A 15,141-nucleotide genomic window follows, 5' to 3' on the forward strand; every position below is an offset into this window, starting at 1 on the left:
GTGGCGCCGACTTCAACTGCCGCGGTAGTACGAGTAGCCCCAGGGCGAGAACAGCACGGGCAGGTGCACGCGCTCGGCCGCGTCGCGCACCACGAAGCGCAGCGGCACTTCGGACAGGAAGGCCGGCTGCGCCTGCTTCGCGCCCAGCGCCTTGAAATAGTCGCCCAAGTGCAGCAGCAGCTCGTAGCGGCCGGCGCGGTAGGCCTCGCCTTCGAGCAGCGGCTGCGCGGTGCGGCCGCCGGCCACGGTGCGGGCGGTGGCGAGCGGCTGCCAGCCCTTGCCGTCCTCGAAGCGGGAGAGCGTCATCAGCAGCCCCGCGCCGGTGGCGCCGTGGTAGCCGTCAATGGCGTGCACGGTCAGGCGCGGCGGGGCGCCGGCCTGGGAGCGCGGGGCGGCGGTGAGGCCGGCCGGCGACTCGGCGGCTGCCGCGCCCAGCGCGGGCAGCGCGGCGCCGCCCAGGGCCAGGCCGGTGCGCAGGAAGCGGCGGCGCGCCGCCGGGTCTTGGATCAGGGTGGGCATGGCGTGCTCCCGGACTCTCAAGCGGCGCGGGCCAGCGCGTCCACGCGCAGGCGGCTGATGTCGGCGATCTGCGCCAGGGCTTCGTGCAGCTCCTGCTCGCTGTCGCGCTGCGTGCGCCGCTGCAGCTCGGCCAGGATCTGCGCCTTGCCGTGGCGCCGCGCCGCGATGATGAAGGGAAAGCCGTGGCGCTCGCGGTAGGCGCCGTTGAGCGCGTTCAGGCGCTGGAACTCCTCGCGGCTCAGCGCGTCGAGGCCGGCGCTGGACTGCTCGGCGACGGATTCGTCCGTCATGGTGCCGGCCTGCGCCTCGCGGCCGGCGAGCTCGGGGTGGGCGCGCAGGAAGGCGAGCTGGCGCTCGCGCGGCGCCTGGCGCACCACGTCCATCAGGGCCGCGTGGAGCTGCTCCACGCTGCGAAAGGGCCGCGCGGACCAGGCGCCTTCGGCCACCCAGGGCGAGTGCTCGAAGCTGCGGCCCAGCGCGGCGACGAAGGCGTCGCGGTCCAGGGCGTTGATGTCGTTCAGCGACAGGGGCGTGGTCAGGGTCGTCATGGCGTCGGGAGGTTGAGGGTGAAACCGGGGTGCTTTCAGTGCGCGGGCTGCGCGGCCGGCAGCGGGGCGCGCGACAGGCGCGGGACGAAGGCCAGGATGAGCGCCGTGGCGCAGATCTCGACGGCCGCCACCACGTACAGCCCGGTGGTGAGGCTGCCGGTGGAGGTCTTGATGAGGCCCAGCATGTAAGGCGCGCCGAAGCCCGCGAGGTTGGCCACCGAGTTGATGAGGGCCAGGCCGCCGGCCGCAGCCGAGCCGGCCAGCACGCGGTTGGGCATTTGCCAGAACACGGGGATGGCGCTCATGGTGCCCACGATGGCCAGCGTCAGCGCCACCAGCGTGGGCAGCGCGCCCAAGGGCAGCAGCAGCGCCACGGCCAGCAGCGAGGCCGCACCCAGCGCGGCGGCCAGGCCGCAGTGCAGCCGGGCTTCCTGGTGGCGGTCGGAGTGGGCGCCGTTGAGGATCATCCCCGCCGCGCCGAAGAGATAGGCCACGGACATGATCCAGCCCACCGCCGCCGGGCTGGTGAAGCCCACTTCCTTGACCAGCGTCGGCCCGTAGAAGGTCAGCGAGGAGTTGGCCGCGATGATGCAGAAGAAGACCAGGATGAGCAGCCAGATGCGCCCATCCTTGAGCGAGGCCAGCAGGCTGTGCTCGCGATGGCCCAGGGCGCGCTGGTCGCGCTCCAGGTCGGCCTGCACCAGCGTGCGTTCGCGCTGCGTGAGCCAGGCCGCCTGGGACGGCTTGTCGGTCAGGTAGAACCAGGTCACCACGCCGGCGATGACGGACGGGATGCCTTCCAGCAGGAACACCCACTGCCACCCTTGCCACCCGTTGACGCCGTTGAGCGTGGTCATGATGGTGCCGGCCAGCGGCCCGCCGATCACGCCCGCCAGGGCCGACGCCGACATGAAGAGGCCGAAGGCCTTGGCGCGGCGCTGGTCCGGGAACCAGTAGGTCAGATAAAGAATGATCCCGGGGTAGAAGCCGGCTTCGAACACGCCCAGCAGGAAGCGCAGGAAATAGAACATCCCCGGCGTGGTCACGAACATCATGGCGATGCTGGTGAGGCCCCAGCCGATGGTGATGCGCATGATGGTCTTCTTGGCACCTATCTTCTGCAGCAGCAGGTTGCTGGGCACCTCGAAGAAGAAGTAGCCGAGGAAGAAGATGCCGGCGCCCAAGCCGTAGATGGCCTCGCTCCACTTCAGGTCGTCCAGCATGGTGAGCTTGACGAAGCCGATGTTGACGCGGTCTATCCACGCCAGCACCCACAGCACCATGAGGAATGGGATGAGCCGCTTGAGGATCTTGCGGTAGATGCCGTCGAGCTCGCCGGGGGCGGCCAGGGGTGCCGCGCAGGCGGGCGCAACGCGGGTTGCGGTGGTCATGGGCCGGTCTCCTGGGCCGCGGGGGCGTTGCGGCCGGTGGTCGGTGGTGGAAGGCGGCGGGCGCGTCGCGCCGCTCGCCGGTTCAGGGACAAGGGGGTGTGTCCGCAGTGGGCGCAGTGTCCCGGCGCGGGCGCGGCACGGCGCACGGGCGCTGCTATAAGCGCCATTCGGAAAACCGAATAAAGGGTCGCCTGCCGCCATGAACCGCGATCCCCTGGACAGCCACCTGCTGCGCGTGCTGGTGACGCTGGTCAACGAGCGCAACGTCTCGCGCGCGGCCATACGGCTTGGGCAGTCGCAGCCGGCGGTGAGCACGGCGCTCAAGCGGCTGCGCGAGCTCTTCAACGATCCGCTGCTCGTGCGCGAGAAGGGCGGCATGGCGCCCACCGAGCGCGCGCTGCTGCTGCGCGAGCAGGCCCGGCGCGCGTTGGGCGAGATGGACGCCATGCTGTCCGGCCCCGAGCACTTCGACCCCGGGGCCAGCCAGGCCACGTTTCGCATCGGCTCGCCGGACTTCATGGCCGCGCCCTTCCTGGCCGCCGTGGTCGCGCGCTTTTGCCGCGAGGCGCCGCGCGCGCGGCTGGAGGTGCGGCCGCTGGGTGCGTCGGTGGACGTGGAGCAGGCGCTGGCGCAGGGCGAGCTGGACCTGGTCATCGGCAACTGGCCCAGCCCGCCGCCCTCGCTGCACCTGTCGCTGCTGCTGGAAGACGAGGTCGTGTGCCTGGTGAGCCGCCGCCACCCGCGCGCGGCCGGCGGCTTCACGCGCGAGCAGTACCTGGCCGCGCGCCACCTGGTGCCGCTGCCGTACTCGGCCGCGCAGCGCGGGCTGGTGGAGACGCACTTGGCGGGGCTGCGCCTGTCGCGGGACGCGCGCGTGGCGGTGCCGTACTTCGAGCTGGCGCCGCAACTGCTGGTGGAGACGGACCTGGTCTTCACCACCGCGCGGCACTTCGCCGCGCACTACGCGGGGCTGCTGCCGCTGGCCATCGTCCCCGCGCCCTTCGACTTTCCGGCCATGCGCTTCTACCAGCTCTGGCACGAGCGCTCGCAGGCCGCGCCCGCGCACCGCTGGCTGCGCGCGCTCATGGGCGAGGCCGCGCGGGGGCTGGCGCCGCCGGGCGCCGCAGCGTGATAGGGGGACATTCAGGCCTTCCGGGATAATCCCGGCATGCGTTGGTTATCCCAATTTCCGGCGGCAAAAGTATTTGTTGCCGCTTTATTGCTGCTGCAGCTCGCGGGCTGCGGCTCCATGAAACCGCCCAGCGGCAAGCTGGTCGAGAATTTCGACGCGACCGACCGTTTTTCGCGCACCGTGGCCGTGGAGCCGGCCAATGCGTGCGAGGCCTCGCGCCAGGCGCTGCTGAGCCAGGGTTACGTGGTGGCCACCGTGCAGCCCACGGAAATGCGCGGCCGCAAGAATTTCCAGATGCCCAGCGGCCACCATGTGGAAATGGAGATCCGCGTGGTGTGCACCGAGGCCGCGCGCGCCGATGCCGAGCACCGCGCCGTGGTGTTCGTGAGCGCCGTGCAGGAGCACTACGAGCTCAAGAAAAGCAGCAACTCCGCCAGCGTGGGCGTGGGCGCGCTGGGCTCGCTGTCGCTGCCGTTTTCCACGGGCACGGATTCCATGGTGAAAGTCGCCAGCGAAACCGTCACCGCGCCGCGGTTTTATGACCGGTTTTTCGAAATCCTGGACAGGTACCTGGATTCGCCCAGCAAATTGCCCAGCGACCAGGCCGGGTCCGATTTGAAGGATTTTTCGGAGTTTTAAATCCAAAAATAATATCGGGCTATTGATTTACTGCGCCGCTTCGGCGCAGGGGCTGCTGTCGAACGCCGTGGTCGCCAGCGTGCTGCCGTCTTCCAGCACCAGCGTGCGCTCCGGCCAGCGCAGGGCGGCCAGCCGGGTGTAGCCGGCGGGCACCTCGCCGCGGCGCTCCAGCCAGCGGCCGCCCACGGCGTAATCCACGCAAAACACCTTGCCGCGTGGGCCCAGCCAGGCGTGGTGCGGCACGTCGCTGAACAGGTCCGGGCCGCCACGGCCCAAGTGCGCGCGCTGCAGCGGGGGGAAATGGCGCCAGAAATGGCCCACGACCACGGGCGTGTCCTCGGCGTAGTCCTGCCACCAGCGCACGCGCTCGGTGAAGCGCCACTGCCCGTTGTGGAAGAAGGGCGCCTCGGCCCGCCGCTCCAGGCCCAGCGTGAGCACGCGCAGCGGGTTCAGGTGCTGGCGCGCCTCGTCGCAATGGGCCACGGCCTCCAGCATGGGCACGGGCGCGGTGGGGTCGCCCAAGTGATGGCGCCAGGGCGCCTTCTCGGCGCGGGCCGCCGCGCGCCAGCCTTCGCCCAACAGCAGGGCGCCGGCCTCGTCGTCCAGCCGCTCGAACAGCGCTCCCAGGCCGTCCCCGTTGGAAAGCGCCTTCAGCCGCGCCACCGAGGGCGCGTGCCAGGCGGCATGCGCCACGCGCAGGTCGTCGCGCTCCAGGCCCAGTGGTAATTCCTCGAAGAAGGCCAGTACCTCGGCACGCTCGGCCTCGCCGCCGAGGGTGGCGTAGGGACGGAAACGCTCGTCGCGGTGCGCGCCCTCGTTCCAGAACCAGTCGCTGCCCTGCTTGCGCTCGCCGCGCAGCAGGTTCAGCTCGTGGTTGCCCAGCACGGCATGGGCGCGGCCGGCGCGCACCAGCTCGCGCACGCGGCGCACGACGCCCGGGCTGTCCGGCCCGCGGTCGCACAGGTCGCCCACGAACACCAGGCGCCGGCCTTGCGGGTGCATGCCCGCCTCGTCATACCCCAGCGCCGCCAGCAGTGCGCACAGTGCGTCGTGCTCGCCATGGATGTCGCCCACGATGTCCAGGGGTCCGGCGGGCAGCGGGGCAAGCATGGCGAAATTCCGTTTTCGAACTCACTTCGGTAGCCGCATTGTCGGCCGCCGCCACGCCGGCCATTTCAAACGTAGGCCTGCCACAACAGCGCCGCGCGCAAGCGCGGCTCACGGGCAAATACGGCGGCTGCATTTTTTCAAAACAGCTTGAGCCGCTCATGTGCATTTGCACGACACATACACGATGCATCCAGACAAATACAGCACCGGATTTGTTCCCCGCCGCCTTGATGGCTCGGCTGAATTCTGGAATTCACCTCCCAATGGCTTTCACTGTCCTGACGCTGCCCAGTGCACCAGGCTTGGAACCGGGAAATCGCAGGCCGGCGTGGTGTGCTTGGGAAAGTGCTTACTCGTGTATGTTGTAATTCGCGGCCTTTTGAACGAGGAAACCCCATGCTGATCCGCGCCGCCGAACCCCGCGACTACGAGCAATGGCTGCCGCTGTGGCAGGCCTACCAACGGTTTTACAAATCCGATATTCCCCAGGCGGTGACGGACCAGACCTGGGCGCGCTTCCACGACGCCGCCGAGCCCATGCACTGCGCCGTGGCCGAGGACGAAGGCCGGTTGGTCGGCCTGGTCCATTTCATCGACCACCGCAGTTGCTGGACCACGGGCAATTACTGTTATCTGCAGGATTTGTACGCTGCCGAAGACAGGCGCGGCCAGGGCATCGGCCGGGCGCTGATCGAGCACGTGTATGCCCAGGCCGCCGCGGCGGGCGCCGCGCGCGTGTACTGGCTCACGCACGAAACCAACGAGAACGCGATGAAGCTCTATGACCGCATCGCCGACAAATCGGGTTTCCTGCAGTACCGCAAACTGCTGGGCTGAGAAAAAAAAATCCCGACCCCGCCCAGCCTTGCGTTGGTGCGCAGGGCTGGGCAGCGTCGGGCAAGAAAGCGCCTTACGGCGGCGCCATCGCACGGAGACGAATTCAAAAAGCCTTTTGAACCCGCCGCGGCTTGAATTTCAGGCTTCTCCAGGGCCCGCCGCCCTGATGTCCTGAATATTCAAGCGCTGCGGTGAATGTTTCCAGGCCAGGCCGATCAGGCGTTGTTGCCGGCGGCCACCGCACGGGTATTGGCCACGGGCTCTGCGGCAGGCTGCCGCGCCGAAGCCGAGCGGCCGTGGCGGATCATGGCCACCGCCACCGCCGCGATCACCGCCGGGATGGCGATGGCTACGAAGTTCTGCTGCAGCGGCAGCGCCATGCTCACCAGCGAGCCGATCACGATGGGCGCCAGGATGGCCCCGCTGCGGCCCACGCCGGACGCCACGCCAATGCCCGTGGACCGGATGGCCGTCGGGTAGAACTGCCCCGCGTAGGCATAGGTCACGATCTGCGTGCCTATGGTCGAGGCGCCGGCCAGGCCCACCACCACGAACAGCGCCCACGTCGGCAGCGGCGTGCCCAGCAGCGTGATGGACACGGCCGCCAGCACGTACATGGAGCACAGCACCCACTTGATGTGGAAACGGTCGGCCAGCCAGCCGCCGCCCACGGCGCCTATGACCGCGCCGAAGTTCAGCGTCAGGACGAAGGTCAGCGCCGAGCCCAGGCTGTAGCCGGCGCCGGCCATCAGCTTGGTGAGCCAGGAGCTCAGGGCGTAGACCATGAACAGGCACATGAAGAAGGCCACCCAGAACATCGCCGTGCTGAAGCCGCGCCCTTCCTGGAACAGGTCGCGCACCGGCGCGCTGCCGGCACGGGCGGCCTCAGGCATCGCGAAGCGGTCAGCCTGCGTGGGCCGCAGCGACGGCTCCAGCCGCGCCACGATGGCCTTGAGCTCCTCATGCCGACCCGTCTTGAGCAGGAAAGGCATGGACTCCGGCAGCGAGCGCAGGATGAACGGGATCAGCGCCACCGGCAGCACCGCCGCCACGAACACCGACTGCCAGCCGTAGCTTTCAATCAAGCCCTTGCCCAGCAGCGCCGCGAGCATGCCGCCCACCGCGTAGCCGCTGAACATCAGCGTCACCAGCGTGGCGCGCAGCCGCCTGGGCGCGTACTCCGTCATCTGCGCCACCACGTTGGGCATCACGCCGCCTATGCCCAGGCCGGCGAGGAAGCGCGTGGCGCTGAACATCACCGGGTCGCTGGTCGTGCCGGCCGCCGCCGTGAACACGCTGAAGAGCGCGATGCAGATGGCAATGGCCCAGCGCCGCCCAATGCGGTCGGCGATGGTGCCCAGGAAAATGGCGCCGAACATCATGCCGAAGAGGGCCGAGCTGACCATGAAGCCCGCGCGCGTCGGGTCCACACCCATCTCCTTCATGATGGACGGCAGCGCGATGCCGGCCACGGCCAGGTCGTAGCCGTCAAAGATGATGATGAGCGCGCACCAGAACAGCACGAGGCCGTGGAAGCGGTTGAAGCGGGCCTCGTCGGCCACCTGGTGGACGTCGATGTGTCTCATGGGAGTCTCCTAGGAATTCGATGTGGACGGCGGCTCTGCGGCCGCTCCGGTGGCCCGCCTTGCGCGGGCCGGGCGCCGGCTGGCGCCCGGGAAGGGACCTGTCGCCGGGCGCGTCAGCCCAGGTCGCCGCCGCCCACGGGCAGCGTCACGCCGGTGATGTAGGCCGCCTCGTCGGAGGCCAGGAACAGGATGGCGCCCACCTGCTCCTCGATCGTCCCGTAGCGCTTCATCAAGCTGGACTGCACGGTCTGGTCCACGATCTGCTGGTACCAGGCCTTTTCCTGCTCGGTGGGCTGCTGCGCGTTGCGCGGAATGCGCCGCGGCGGTGCCTCGGTACCGCCCGGCGCGGTGGCGTTGACGCGTATGCCGCGCTGCGCGTTCTCGAAGGCCAGGCAGGCCGTGAGCGCGTTGACGCCGCCCTTGGCCGCGCCATAGGGCACGCGGTTGACGCCGCGCGTGGCAATCGACGAGACGTTGACGATGGAACCGCTGCCCTGCTCGATCATCTGCGGCAGCGCCGCGTGGCAGCACCACAGCGTGGGGAAGAGCGAGCGTCGCACCTCGGCCTCGATCTCGTGCTCGCGGTAGTGCTCGAAGGGCTTGGCCCAAATCGTGCCGCCCACGTTGTTGACCAGCACGTCCAGCCGGCCGAAGCGCGCCACGGTGTCGGCCATCACGCGCTCGGCATCGGCGTTGCGCTCCAGGTCGGCCGTGAGCGTGAGCAGCCGCTCGGCCGCGTTGGGCAGCGAGGCCAGCTCGTGCACCAGCTCCGAGCGGTCCACCGCCGCCACGCGGGCGCCTTCCTCCAGCATGCGCTCCACCACGCGGCGGCCTATGCCCTGGGCCGCGCCGGTGACGACGGCCACCTTGTCCTTGAAACGTTGGCTCATGGTCGTGTTCTCCTCAGGCGCTGGCCGCGAACTTTTCGAAGTAGAAATTCGCGGGCTCTATGCCTTGCTCGCGAACAAACCGGCTCACCGCCTCCACCATGGGCGGCGGGCCGCAAAGATAGATGTCCACTTCGCCGTCGTGCAGGTGCGCCGGCTCGATGTGTTGCGTCACGTAGCCCTTGCGCGGCCAGGCGCTCTCGGCGCTGGCCACGCAGGCGCTGAAGGTGAAGTTGGGGATGCGCGCGGCAAAGTCCTGCAGCTTGTCCATCTCCACCAGGTCGGCGTCGTTCGTCACGCCGTAGATCAGGTGCAGCGGATGCGCGCTGCCCTCGGCCGCGATCTTCTCCAGCATGGCGGTGAAGGGCGCCAGGCCCGTGCCGCCGGCCAGCAGCAGCAGCGGCCGCTGGATGTCGCGCAGGTAAAAGCTTCCCAGCGGGCCGGTGAGCGTCATGCGGTCGCCCTCCTTGGCCAGGCTGGTGAGGAAGCTGCTCATCAGCCCGCCGGGGACGTTGCGGATGAGGAAGGACACGGATCCGCCCTTGGGCAGCGAGCTGAACGAGTAGGCGCGCGTGGCGGCGCTGCCGGGCACCTGCAGGTTCACGTACTGGCCGGGCAGGAAGGCCAGCTTGTTCAGCGACTCGCCCTGCACCGTCAGCGATATGGTGCTGGGCGAGAGCTGGCGCACCTCGCTGATGGCGGCATCGAACGAGGCCTGCTGCGTGCGGCACACGGCCGAGGAGGCGGGCACGCGCACCACGCAGTCGCTTTGGGCGCGCATCTGGCAGGTGAGCACGAAACCTTGGGCGGCCTCGTCCTCGCTGAGCGCGTCCTCGATGTACTCGCCCATCTCGTAGCGGCCGGCCTCCGCGAAGCATTTGCAGGTGCCGCAGGCGCCGTCGCGGCAGTCCAGCGGGATGTTGACGCCTTGGCGGTAGGCGGCGTCGGCCACGGTTTCGGACGGGTTGGCCTCGATGAAGCGGGTGAGGCCGTCCTCGAACTGGAGGGCAATCTGGTGGGGCATGGCTTGTCTCCTGTGCGTGGCCTTGACGAAAAGTGCCCGCCGGGCAGGCACTTTTCGCGGGCCGCTGTCTCAGATGTGATAGACGTCCACCACGTGGTGGATGTAGTCGTTCTTCAGGACCACGACCTTGCGCTTGATCAGCGGCTGGCCGCTGGTCAGGTCCAGCGTGTAGTGGCTGGTGCCGAAGTAGCTGTCCGTCGTGTGGTAGCGGTAGCTCAGCGTGTGCCAGTTGAAGCGCACCACCAGCTGCTCGCCCTGCTGCGACACGATCTCCACGTTGTGGATGTTGTGCCCCGTGCGCGGGTCCGGCGTGCTGGCGGCCGAGCGCTCGGTCTTGATGCGGAACACCCGGTCTTCCAGGCCGCCGCGGTTGGGGTAGTAGATCAGCGAGATCTCGCGCTGCGGGTCGCGGGTGAGCTCGTCGTCGTCGTCCCACGCGGGCATCCAGAATTCGGCGTCGGGGTGGTAGCAGGTGAGCCACTCGTCCCACTGCTTGTCGTCCAGCAGCCGGGCTTCGCGGAACAGGAAGGCCTGGACTTGTTCAATGGTCATCATGTCGGCTTCTCCCTCAGGCGTGGTCGCAGGCGTGCTGGTGGCCGCACACGACGTGCTCGACGCCGGCGGCCTCGCGGGCCTCCTCGGTCTCGACGGCGCGCTGCATGGTCTGCAGCCAGTAGCGGTGCTGCTCGGTGTAGAGGCCCTCGTCCTCGGTCTTCACGCCGGAGAGCGTGGGGTTCAGGCCGATTTCCTTGGCGGCGTCGTCCGGGCCCTGCACCCACTGCTTGGCGCCGCGGCACATGTCGTTCCACTCCAGTGCGATGCCGGCGTAGCCCTGCTGGCAGGCGCGGAACTCCTCCAGGTCGTCAGGCGTGGCCATGCCGGTGGCGTTGAAGAAGTCCTCGTACTGGCGGATGCGGCGCGCGCGCGCCTCGGCCGACTCGCCCTTGGGGGCGATGCAATAGATGGTGACCTCGGTCTTGTCCACGGCGATGGGGCGCAGCACGCGGATCTGCGAGCTGAACTGGTCCATCAGGTAGACGTTGGGGTAGAGGCACAGGTTGCGCGAGTGGCCGATCATCCAGTCGGCCTTGGCCGCGCCGTGCTGCGCGGCGAGCTGGTCACGGATCGGGTAGGCGGGCCGGTCTTCGGGGTTGGCCCACTTGGTCCACAGCAGCATGTGGCCGTGCTCGAAGGAGTAGAAGCCGCCGCCTTGCTTGGCCCAGCTGCCCGCGTCCATGGCCTTGATGTTGTCGCCCGCGGCGGCCAGCTTGCGCTGGTTGGTGGTGGCCGCGTAGTTCCAGTGCACGGAGCTGACGTGGTAGCCGTCGGCGCCGTTCTCGGCCTGCAGCTTCCAGTTGCCGTCGAAGGTGTAAGTGGAGGAGCCGCGCAGCACTTCCAGCCCTTCAGGCGACTGGTCCACGATCATGTCGATGATCTTGGTGGACTCGCCCAGGAACTCGGTGAGCGGGGGCACGTCGGGGTTCAGGCTGCCGAACAGGAAGCCGCGGTAGCTCTCGAAGCGCGCAACCTTTTTCAGGTCGTGGCTGCCGTCCTTGTTGAAGGTGTCGGGGTAGCCCGCCCCGTTCGCATCCTTCACCTTGAGCAGCTTGCCCGAGTTGTTGAACGTCCAGCCGTGGAAGGTGCAAGTAAAACTGGCCTTGTTGCCCTTCTTGTGGCGGCACAGCGTGGCGCCGCGGTGCGAGCAGGCGTTGATGATGGCGTTGAGCTCGCCGGCCTTGTTGCGCGTGATGACGATGGGCTGGCGGCCGATGGTCGTCGTCAGGTAGTCGTTGGGGTTGGGGATCTGGCTCTCGTGGGCCAGGTAGATCCAGTTGCCCTCGAAGATGTGCTTCATCTCCAGGTCGAACAGGGTTTCGTCGGTGAAGGCGCTGCGGTGCAGGCGGTAGACGTGCCGGTCGGCGTCCTCCACCAGCATGCCGGCCAGGCGCTTCTTGACGTCGGCGAGGGGTGCGGAAGTGCTCATGCTTGTCTCCAGGCCCGCACGGAGCCGCGGGCAATGAAAGTCGGGCAAGGCTTCGCCCAGCCCGGGCCGCCTGGCGGCGCGCCCGGGTGAACAGTCAGCCTCTTTTCAGCGGAAGGCGGGGGGCCTGGTCAGGCCGCGGCGCGGGGGCGGGCGAAATCGGTCGCCGGGGCGCCGGCCTGCTCGGCATGCAGGGTGAAATCGAACTTGATCTCGTAGAAGGGCTTGTCCACGCCCAGCGCCTGCATGGCGGCCGCGTCGTTGTTGGTGTGCACGGGCGGCACCAGGCCCTGGCGGGTGCCGAAGGCGAAGTCGTCCCACAGGTGCGGATCGTTCTCGATGTTGATCTGCGTGGTGAGCTTGCGGTGGCCCGGCGCGCTCACGAAGAAGTGGATGTGCGCGGGGCGGTGGCCGTGGCGGCCCAGTTGCGTGAGCAAGCGTTCGGTGGAGCCGCCGGGAGGGCAGCTGTAGCCCACGGGCATGATGCTGCGGAACTTGTAGCGGCCCTGGGCGTCGGTGACGATGGTGCGGCGCAGGTTGAAGGCGCTTTGCGTCTTGTCGAAGAAGGAGTAGTTGCCCAGGTGGTTGGCATGCCACGCCTCCACCTTGGCGCCGGCGATGGGCTGGCCGTCGGTGCCGCGCACCGTGCCTTCCATGACCACCACCTCGCCGGGCGACTGGCCGTCGTCCATGCGCGCCTCGCCCTGCACCACGGGGGCGCCGGCCACGTACAGCGGGCCCTCGATGGTGCGCGGCGTGCCGCCCTTCAGGCCGGCGCGGGCCTCGGCCTCGTCCATGCGCAGGTCCAGGAAGTGCTCGATGCCGATGCCGGGGGCGATCAGGCCCATCTCGTTGTTGCGGCCGGCTTCGCTCAGGAAGTTCAGGCCAGCCCAGAACTCTGCGGCGCTGATGTCCAGCTCCTCGATGGCCAGCATCAGGTCGCGCACCAGGCGGCCGACGATGGCCTTGGTGCGGGGGTTGCCCTCGCCGACGACGCCGGTCGTCTCGAAGCGGGTCATCAGTGCGTCAATCGTCTTCTTGTCCATGGATGTCTCCTCGTGGGGTGCTTGCAATGAGCAAGGGTGGGCGGTGTCGGCTCGGGAGGCCGGGTTTGAAAAGGGTCGGTGGGGCCTGAAGGAAGACCTGCTCAGCGGTCGCGGCACAGCCGCGCGAGCTTGGCTTCGTCGATCTCGATCCCCAGGCCGGGGCGCGTGGGCAACTGCAGCGAGAAATCGCGGTAGGGCAGGGGCTCGACGAGGATTTCCTCGGTCAGCAGCAGCGGGCCGAACAGCTCGGTGCCCCAGGCCAGGTCGTGGAAGGTGGAGAACACCTGGGCCGAGGCCAGGGTGCCCACGGCGCCTTCGAGCATGGTGCCGCCGTAGAGCGCGATGCCCGCGGCCTGGGCGATGCCCGCCACCTGCGCCGCGCCGCGCAGGCCGCCGGACTGGTTGATCTTCACGGCGAAGATGTCGGCCGCCTGCGTGCTGGCGACCTCGAAGGCGTCGCGCGGGCCGTGCAGCGCCTCGTCGGCCATCACCGGCAGGATGTTGGCCTGCGTGAGCCGGCGCAGGCCCAGCTTGTCGTGCGCGGCGATGGGCTGCTCGGCCATGTCGATGCCCGCGTCGGCCAGCATGCGCAGGCCTTCGAGCGCCTCGGTCACCGACCAGGCCTGGTTGGCGTCGATGCGCACGCTGGCCATGTCGCCCAGCGCCCGCTTGATGGCGGCCACGTGGGCCACGTCGTCCTTGACGCTGCGCAGGCCGATCTTGAGCTTGAAGACGTTGTGGCGGCGCAGCTCCAGCATGCGCTCGGCCTCGGCGATGTCGCGCCGGGTGTCGCCGCTGGCCAGCGTCCAGGCCACGGGAATGCTCTCGCGCACCCGGCCGCCGAACAGCTCGCTCAGCGGCACGCCCAGCCGCTTGGCCTGGCCGTCGTACAGCGCGGTTTCCACCGCGCACTTGGCGAAGCGGTTGCCCTGGATGCGCTGGTTCACCTGCGCCATCAGCCGCGCCACGGCGCGCGGGTCCTCGCCCACGAGCAGGGGCGCGACGTAGGTGTCGACGTTGACCTTGATGCTCTGCGGGCTCTCCTCGCCGTAGGCCAGGCCGCCTATGGTCGTGCCTTCGCCCCAGCTCACGATGCCGTCGCTGGCCGTGATGCGCACCAGCACCAGCGTCTGGTGGTTCATGGTCGCCACGGAGAGCTTGTGGGCCCGGATGGTGGGCACGTCCACCAGCAGCGTCTCGACCGAAACAATACTGAGTTGAGAGCTCATTTCAATTCCCGGCGGCTTGCGCCATTTCCATGACCACCCCTCGGGGGAATATCCCCATGGCTTGGCCAAACAGTTGAGAGGCGGATTTGAAAATCCAGGCGAGCCTTCTGATGGAAATATCCCGGGCTGCTTGGTTTTTAATGTCTGCCTTGAATGCCGTGAATATTAGGCAGCCGCTTGCCGCCAGTCCAAGACGCTTTTAGACTGCTTTCATACCTTGAAGGCATGAAAATGGAACTGCGTCACCTGCGCTACTTCGTCGCCGTGGCCGACGAGCAGAACTTCACCCGGGCCGCGGAGCGGCTGCACATCTCGCAGCCGCCCCTGAGCCGGCAGATCCAGGACCTGGAGGAGGAGCTGGGCACGCCGCTGTTCGAGCGCGGGTCGCGGCCGCTGAAGCTCACCGAGGCCGGGCGCTTCTTCTACGGGCAGGCGACGCGGCTGCTGGAGCAGGCGGCGCAGGCGCAGCGGGCCACGCGGCGCATCGCGCGCATGGAGCGGCGGCTGGTGATCGGTTTCGTCGCCTCCACCATGTACGGCGCGCTGCCGCGGCTGGTGCGGCTGTTCCGCGCGGCGCGGCCGCAGACGGAGCTCTCCCTGGTGGAGATGTCCACCCTGGACCAGACCGAGGCCCTCAAGGCCGGCCGCGTGGACGTGGGCTTCGGCCGGCTGAAGCTGGACGACCCGGCCATCAAGCGCGAGGTGCTGCGCATGGAGCGTCTGGTGGTGGCCATACCCATGGAGCATGAGCTGGCCATCCCTGACATGCCGCTGCTGTTGGCCGCGTTGGCGCATCGGGATATTCTGGTTTACCCTAAATCTCCACGACCCAGTTACGCCGACCAGGTTTTGTCCTTATTCCGCGACCAGGGTTTGGAGCCCGGCACGGTGCACGAGGTGCAGGAGATTCAAACCGCGCTGGGCTTGGTGGCCGCGGGCATGGGCGTGTGCGTGGTGCCCACGGGCGTGAGCCGGCTGCGGCCGGACGAGGTGGTGTACCGGCCGCTGTCCGACGAGCAGGCGGTGTCGCCCATCGTCATGAGCACGCGGGCGCAGGACCAGAACGAGGACATCGTGCTGCTGCGCTCGCTCATCGACCAGATCTACCGCGAGCAGGCCGAGGCCAGGCGGCGCGTGGAGGCCGCAGCCTGGGCGGCGGTGAGCGCGCAGGCCGCGGAGGCCGGCGACGCGGGCCAGGACGCCACCGGCCCC

At 68.8% G+C, this 15,141-nt stretch carries 15 protein-coding genes; 4 read left to right on the forward strand and 11 right to left on the reverse strand.

Annotated features, from left to right (window positions below):
* Positions 1–12: 12 nt before the first annotated feature.
* From SM757_RS25365 to SM757_RS25375, 3 genes are read right to left on the reverse strand one after another with little or no spacing between them, the layout of a single operon-like run.
* Positions 13–519: a hydroxyisourate hydrolase gene (locus tag SM757_RS25365; RefSeq protein WP_066340019.1), complete on the reverse strand. Its 507-nt coding sequence runs from the start codon at positions 517–519 to the stop codon at positions 13–15.
* Positions 520–536: 17 nt separating this feature from the next.
* Complete coding sequence (gene uraD, locus SM757_RS25370) at positions 537–1,067, reverse strand: 2-oxo-4-hydroxy-4-carboxy-5-ureidoimidazoline decarboxylase (protein WP_322467530.1); 531 nt, start codon at positions 1,065–1,067, stop codon at positions 537–539.
* A 35-nt stretch (positions 1,068–1,102) separates the two neighbouring features.
* Positions 1,103–2,458 (reverse strand): MFS transporter, encoded by a 1,356-nt coding sequence (locus SM757_RS25375; RefSeq protein WP_322467531.1) that lies wholly within the window; start codon positions 2,456–2,458, stop codon positions 1,103–1,105.
* A gap of 199 nt (positions 2,459–2,657) precedes the next feature.
* Here SM757_RS25375 and SM757_RS25380 point away from each other — a divergent pair, with 199 nt between their 5' ends.
* A complete protein-coding gene (locus SM757_RS25380; RefSeq protein ID WP_066340011.1) occupies positions 2,658–3,590 on the forward strand; it encodes a LysR family transcriptional regulator in 933 nt (310 codons plus the stop codon).
* 117 nt (positions 3,591–3,707) lie between these two features.
* On the forward strand, positions 3,708–4,229 hold the full coding sequence (locus tag SM757_RS25385) for a DUF2242 domain-containing protein (protein WP_169805966.1): 522 nt from the start codon (positions 3,708–3,710) through the stop codon (positions 4,227–4,229).
* Between the two features lie 27 nt (positions 4,230–4,256).
* Here SM757_RS25385 and SM757_RS25390 read toward each other — a convergent pair whose 3' ends face one another.
* Positions 4,257–5,339, reverse strand: coding sequence for a metallophosphoesterase (locus SM757_RS25390; RefSeq protein ID WP_322467532.1), 1,083 nt, complete (start codon positions 5,337–5,339; stop codon positions 4,257–4,259).
* A gap of 396 nt (positions 5,340–5,735) precedes the next feature.
* Between SM757_RS25390 and SM757_RS25395 the strand changes: the two genes are divergently transcribed.
* Entirely contained in the window at positions 5,736–6,176 is a 441-nt protein-coding gene (locus SM757_RS25395; RefSeq protein ID WP_066340004.1) for a GNAT family N-acetyltransferase, read from the forward strand.
* 215 nt (positions 6,177–6,391) lie between these two features.
* On the opposite strand, the gene SM757_RS25400 is transcribed toward SM757_RS25395, so the two are convergent.
* The 7 genes from SM757_RS25400 to SM757_RS25430 all read right to left on the reverse strand — a co-directional run bounded on the left by SM757_RS25400 (position 6,392) and on the right by SM757_RS25430 (position 13,929).
* Positions 6,392–7,762 carry an MFS transporter gene (locus SM757_RS25400; RefSeq protein ID WP_322467533.1) on the reverse strand — a complete coding sequence of 457 codons (1,371 nt, stop codon included), beginning with the start codon at positions 7,760–7,762 and terminating at the stop codon, positions 6,392–6,394.
* Positions 7,763–7,875: 113 nt separating this feature from the next.
* Positions 7,876–8,652 carry a 1,6-dihydroxycyclohexa-2,4-diene-1-carboxylate dehydrogenase gene (locus tag SM757_RS25405; RefSeq protein WP_066340000.1) on the reverse strand — a complete coding sequence of 259 codons (777 nt, stop codon included), beginning with the start codon at positions 8,650–8,652 and terminating at the stop codon, positions 7,876–7,878.
* 13 nt (positions 8,653–8,665) lie between these two features.
* Entirely contained in the window at positions 8,666–9,673 is a 1,008-nt protein-coding gene (gene benC / locus SM757_RS25410; RefSeq protein WP_322467534.1) for a benzoate 1,2-dioxygenase electron transfer component BenC, read from the reverse strand.
* A gap of 69 nt (positions 9,674–9,742) precedes the next feature.
* Complete coding sequence (gene benB / locus SM757_RS25415; protein ID WP_066339990.1) at positions 9,743–10,228, reverse strand: benzoate 1,2-dioxygenase small subunit; 486 nt, start codon at positions 10,226–10,228, stop codon at positions 9,743–9,745.
* A 13-nt stretch (positions 10,229–10,241) separates the two neighbouring features.
* Entirely contained in the window at positions 10,242–11,657 is a 1,416-nt protein-coding gene (benA, locus tag SM757_RS25420) for a benzoate 1,2-dioxygenase large subunit (protein ID WP_066339986.1), read from the reverse strand.
* 128 nt (positions 11,658–11,785) lie between these two features.
* Positions 11,786–12,700: a catechol 1,2-dioxygenase gene (gene catA / locus SM757_RS25425; protein WP_066339978.1), complete on the reverse strand. Its 915-nt coding sequence runs from the start codon at positions 12,698–12,700 to the stop codon at positions 11,786–11,788.
* A gap of 101 nt (positions 12,701–12,801) precedes the next feature.
* Positions 12,802–13,929 (reverse strand): muconate/chloromuconate family cycloisomerase, encoded by a 1,128-nt coding sequence (locus SM757_RS25430; RefSeq protein WP_322467535.1) that lies wholly within the window; start codon positions 13,927–13,929, stop codon positions 12,802–12,804.
* Positions 13,930–14,160: 231 nt separating this feature from the next.
* On the opposite strand from SM757_RS25430, the gene SM757_RS25435 reads away from it, so the two are divergent.
* Positions 14,161–15,141 (forward strand): LysR family transcriptional regulator (locus tag SM757_RS25435; protein WP_322467536.1); only part of this gene is annotated, 981 nt, incomplete at its 3' end.

Source organism: Azohydromonas lata, from assembly GCF_034427735.1.
In the GTDB taxonomy this organism is placed as follows: Bacteria; Pseudomonadota; Gammaproteobacteria; order Burkholderiales; family Burkholderiaceae_C; genus Azohydromonas; species Azohydromonas lata.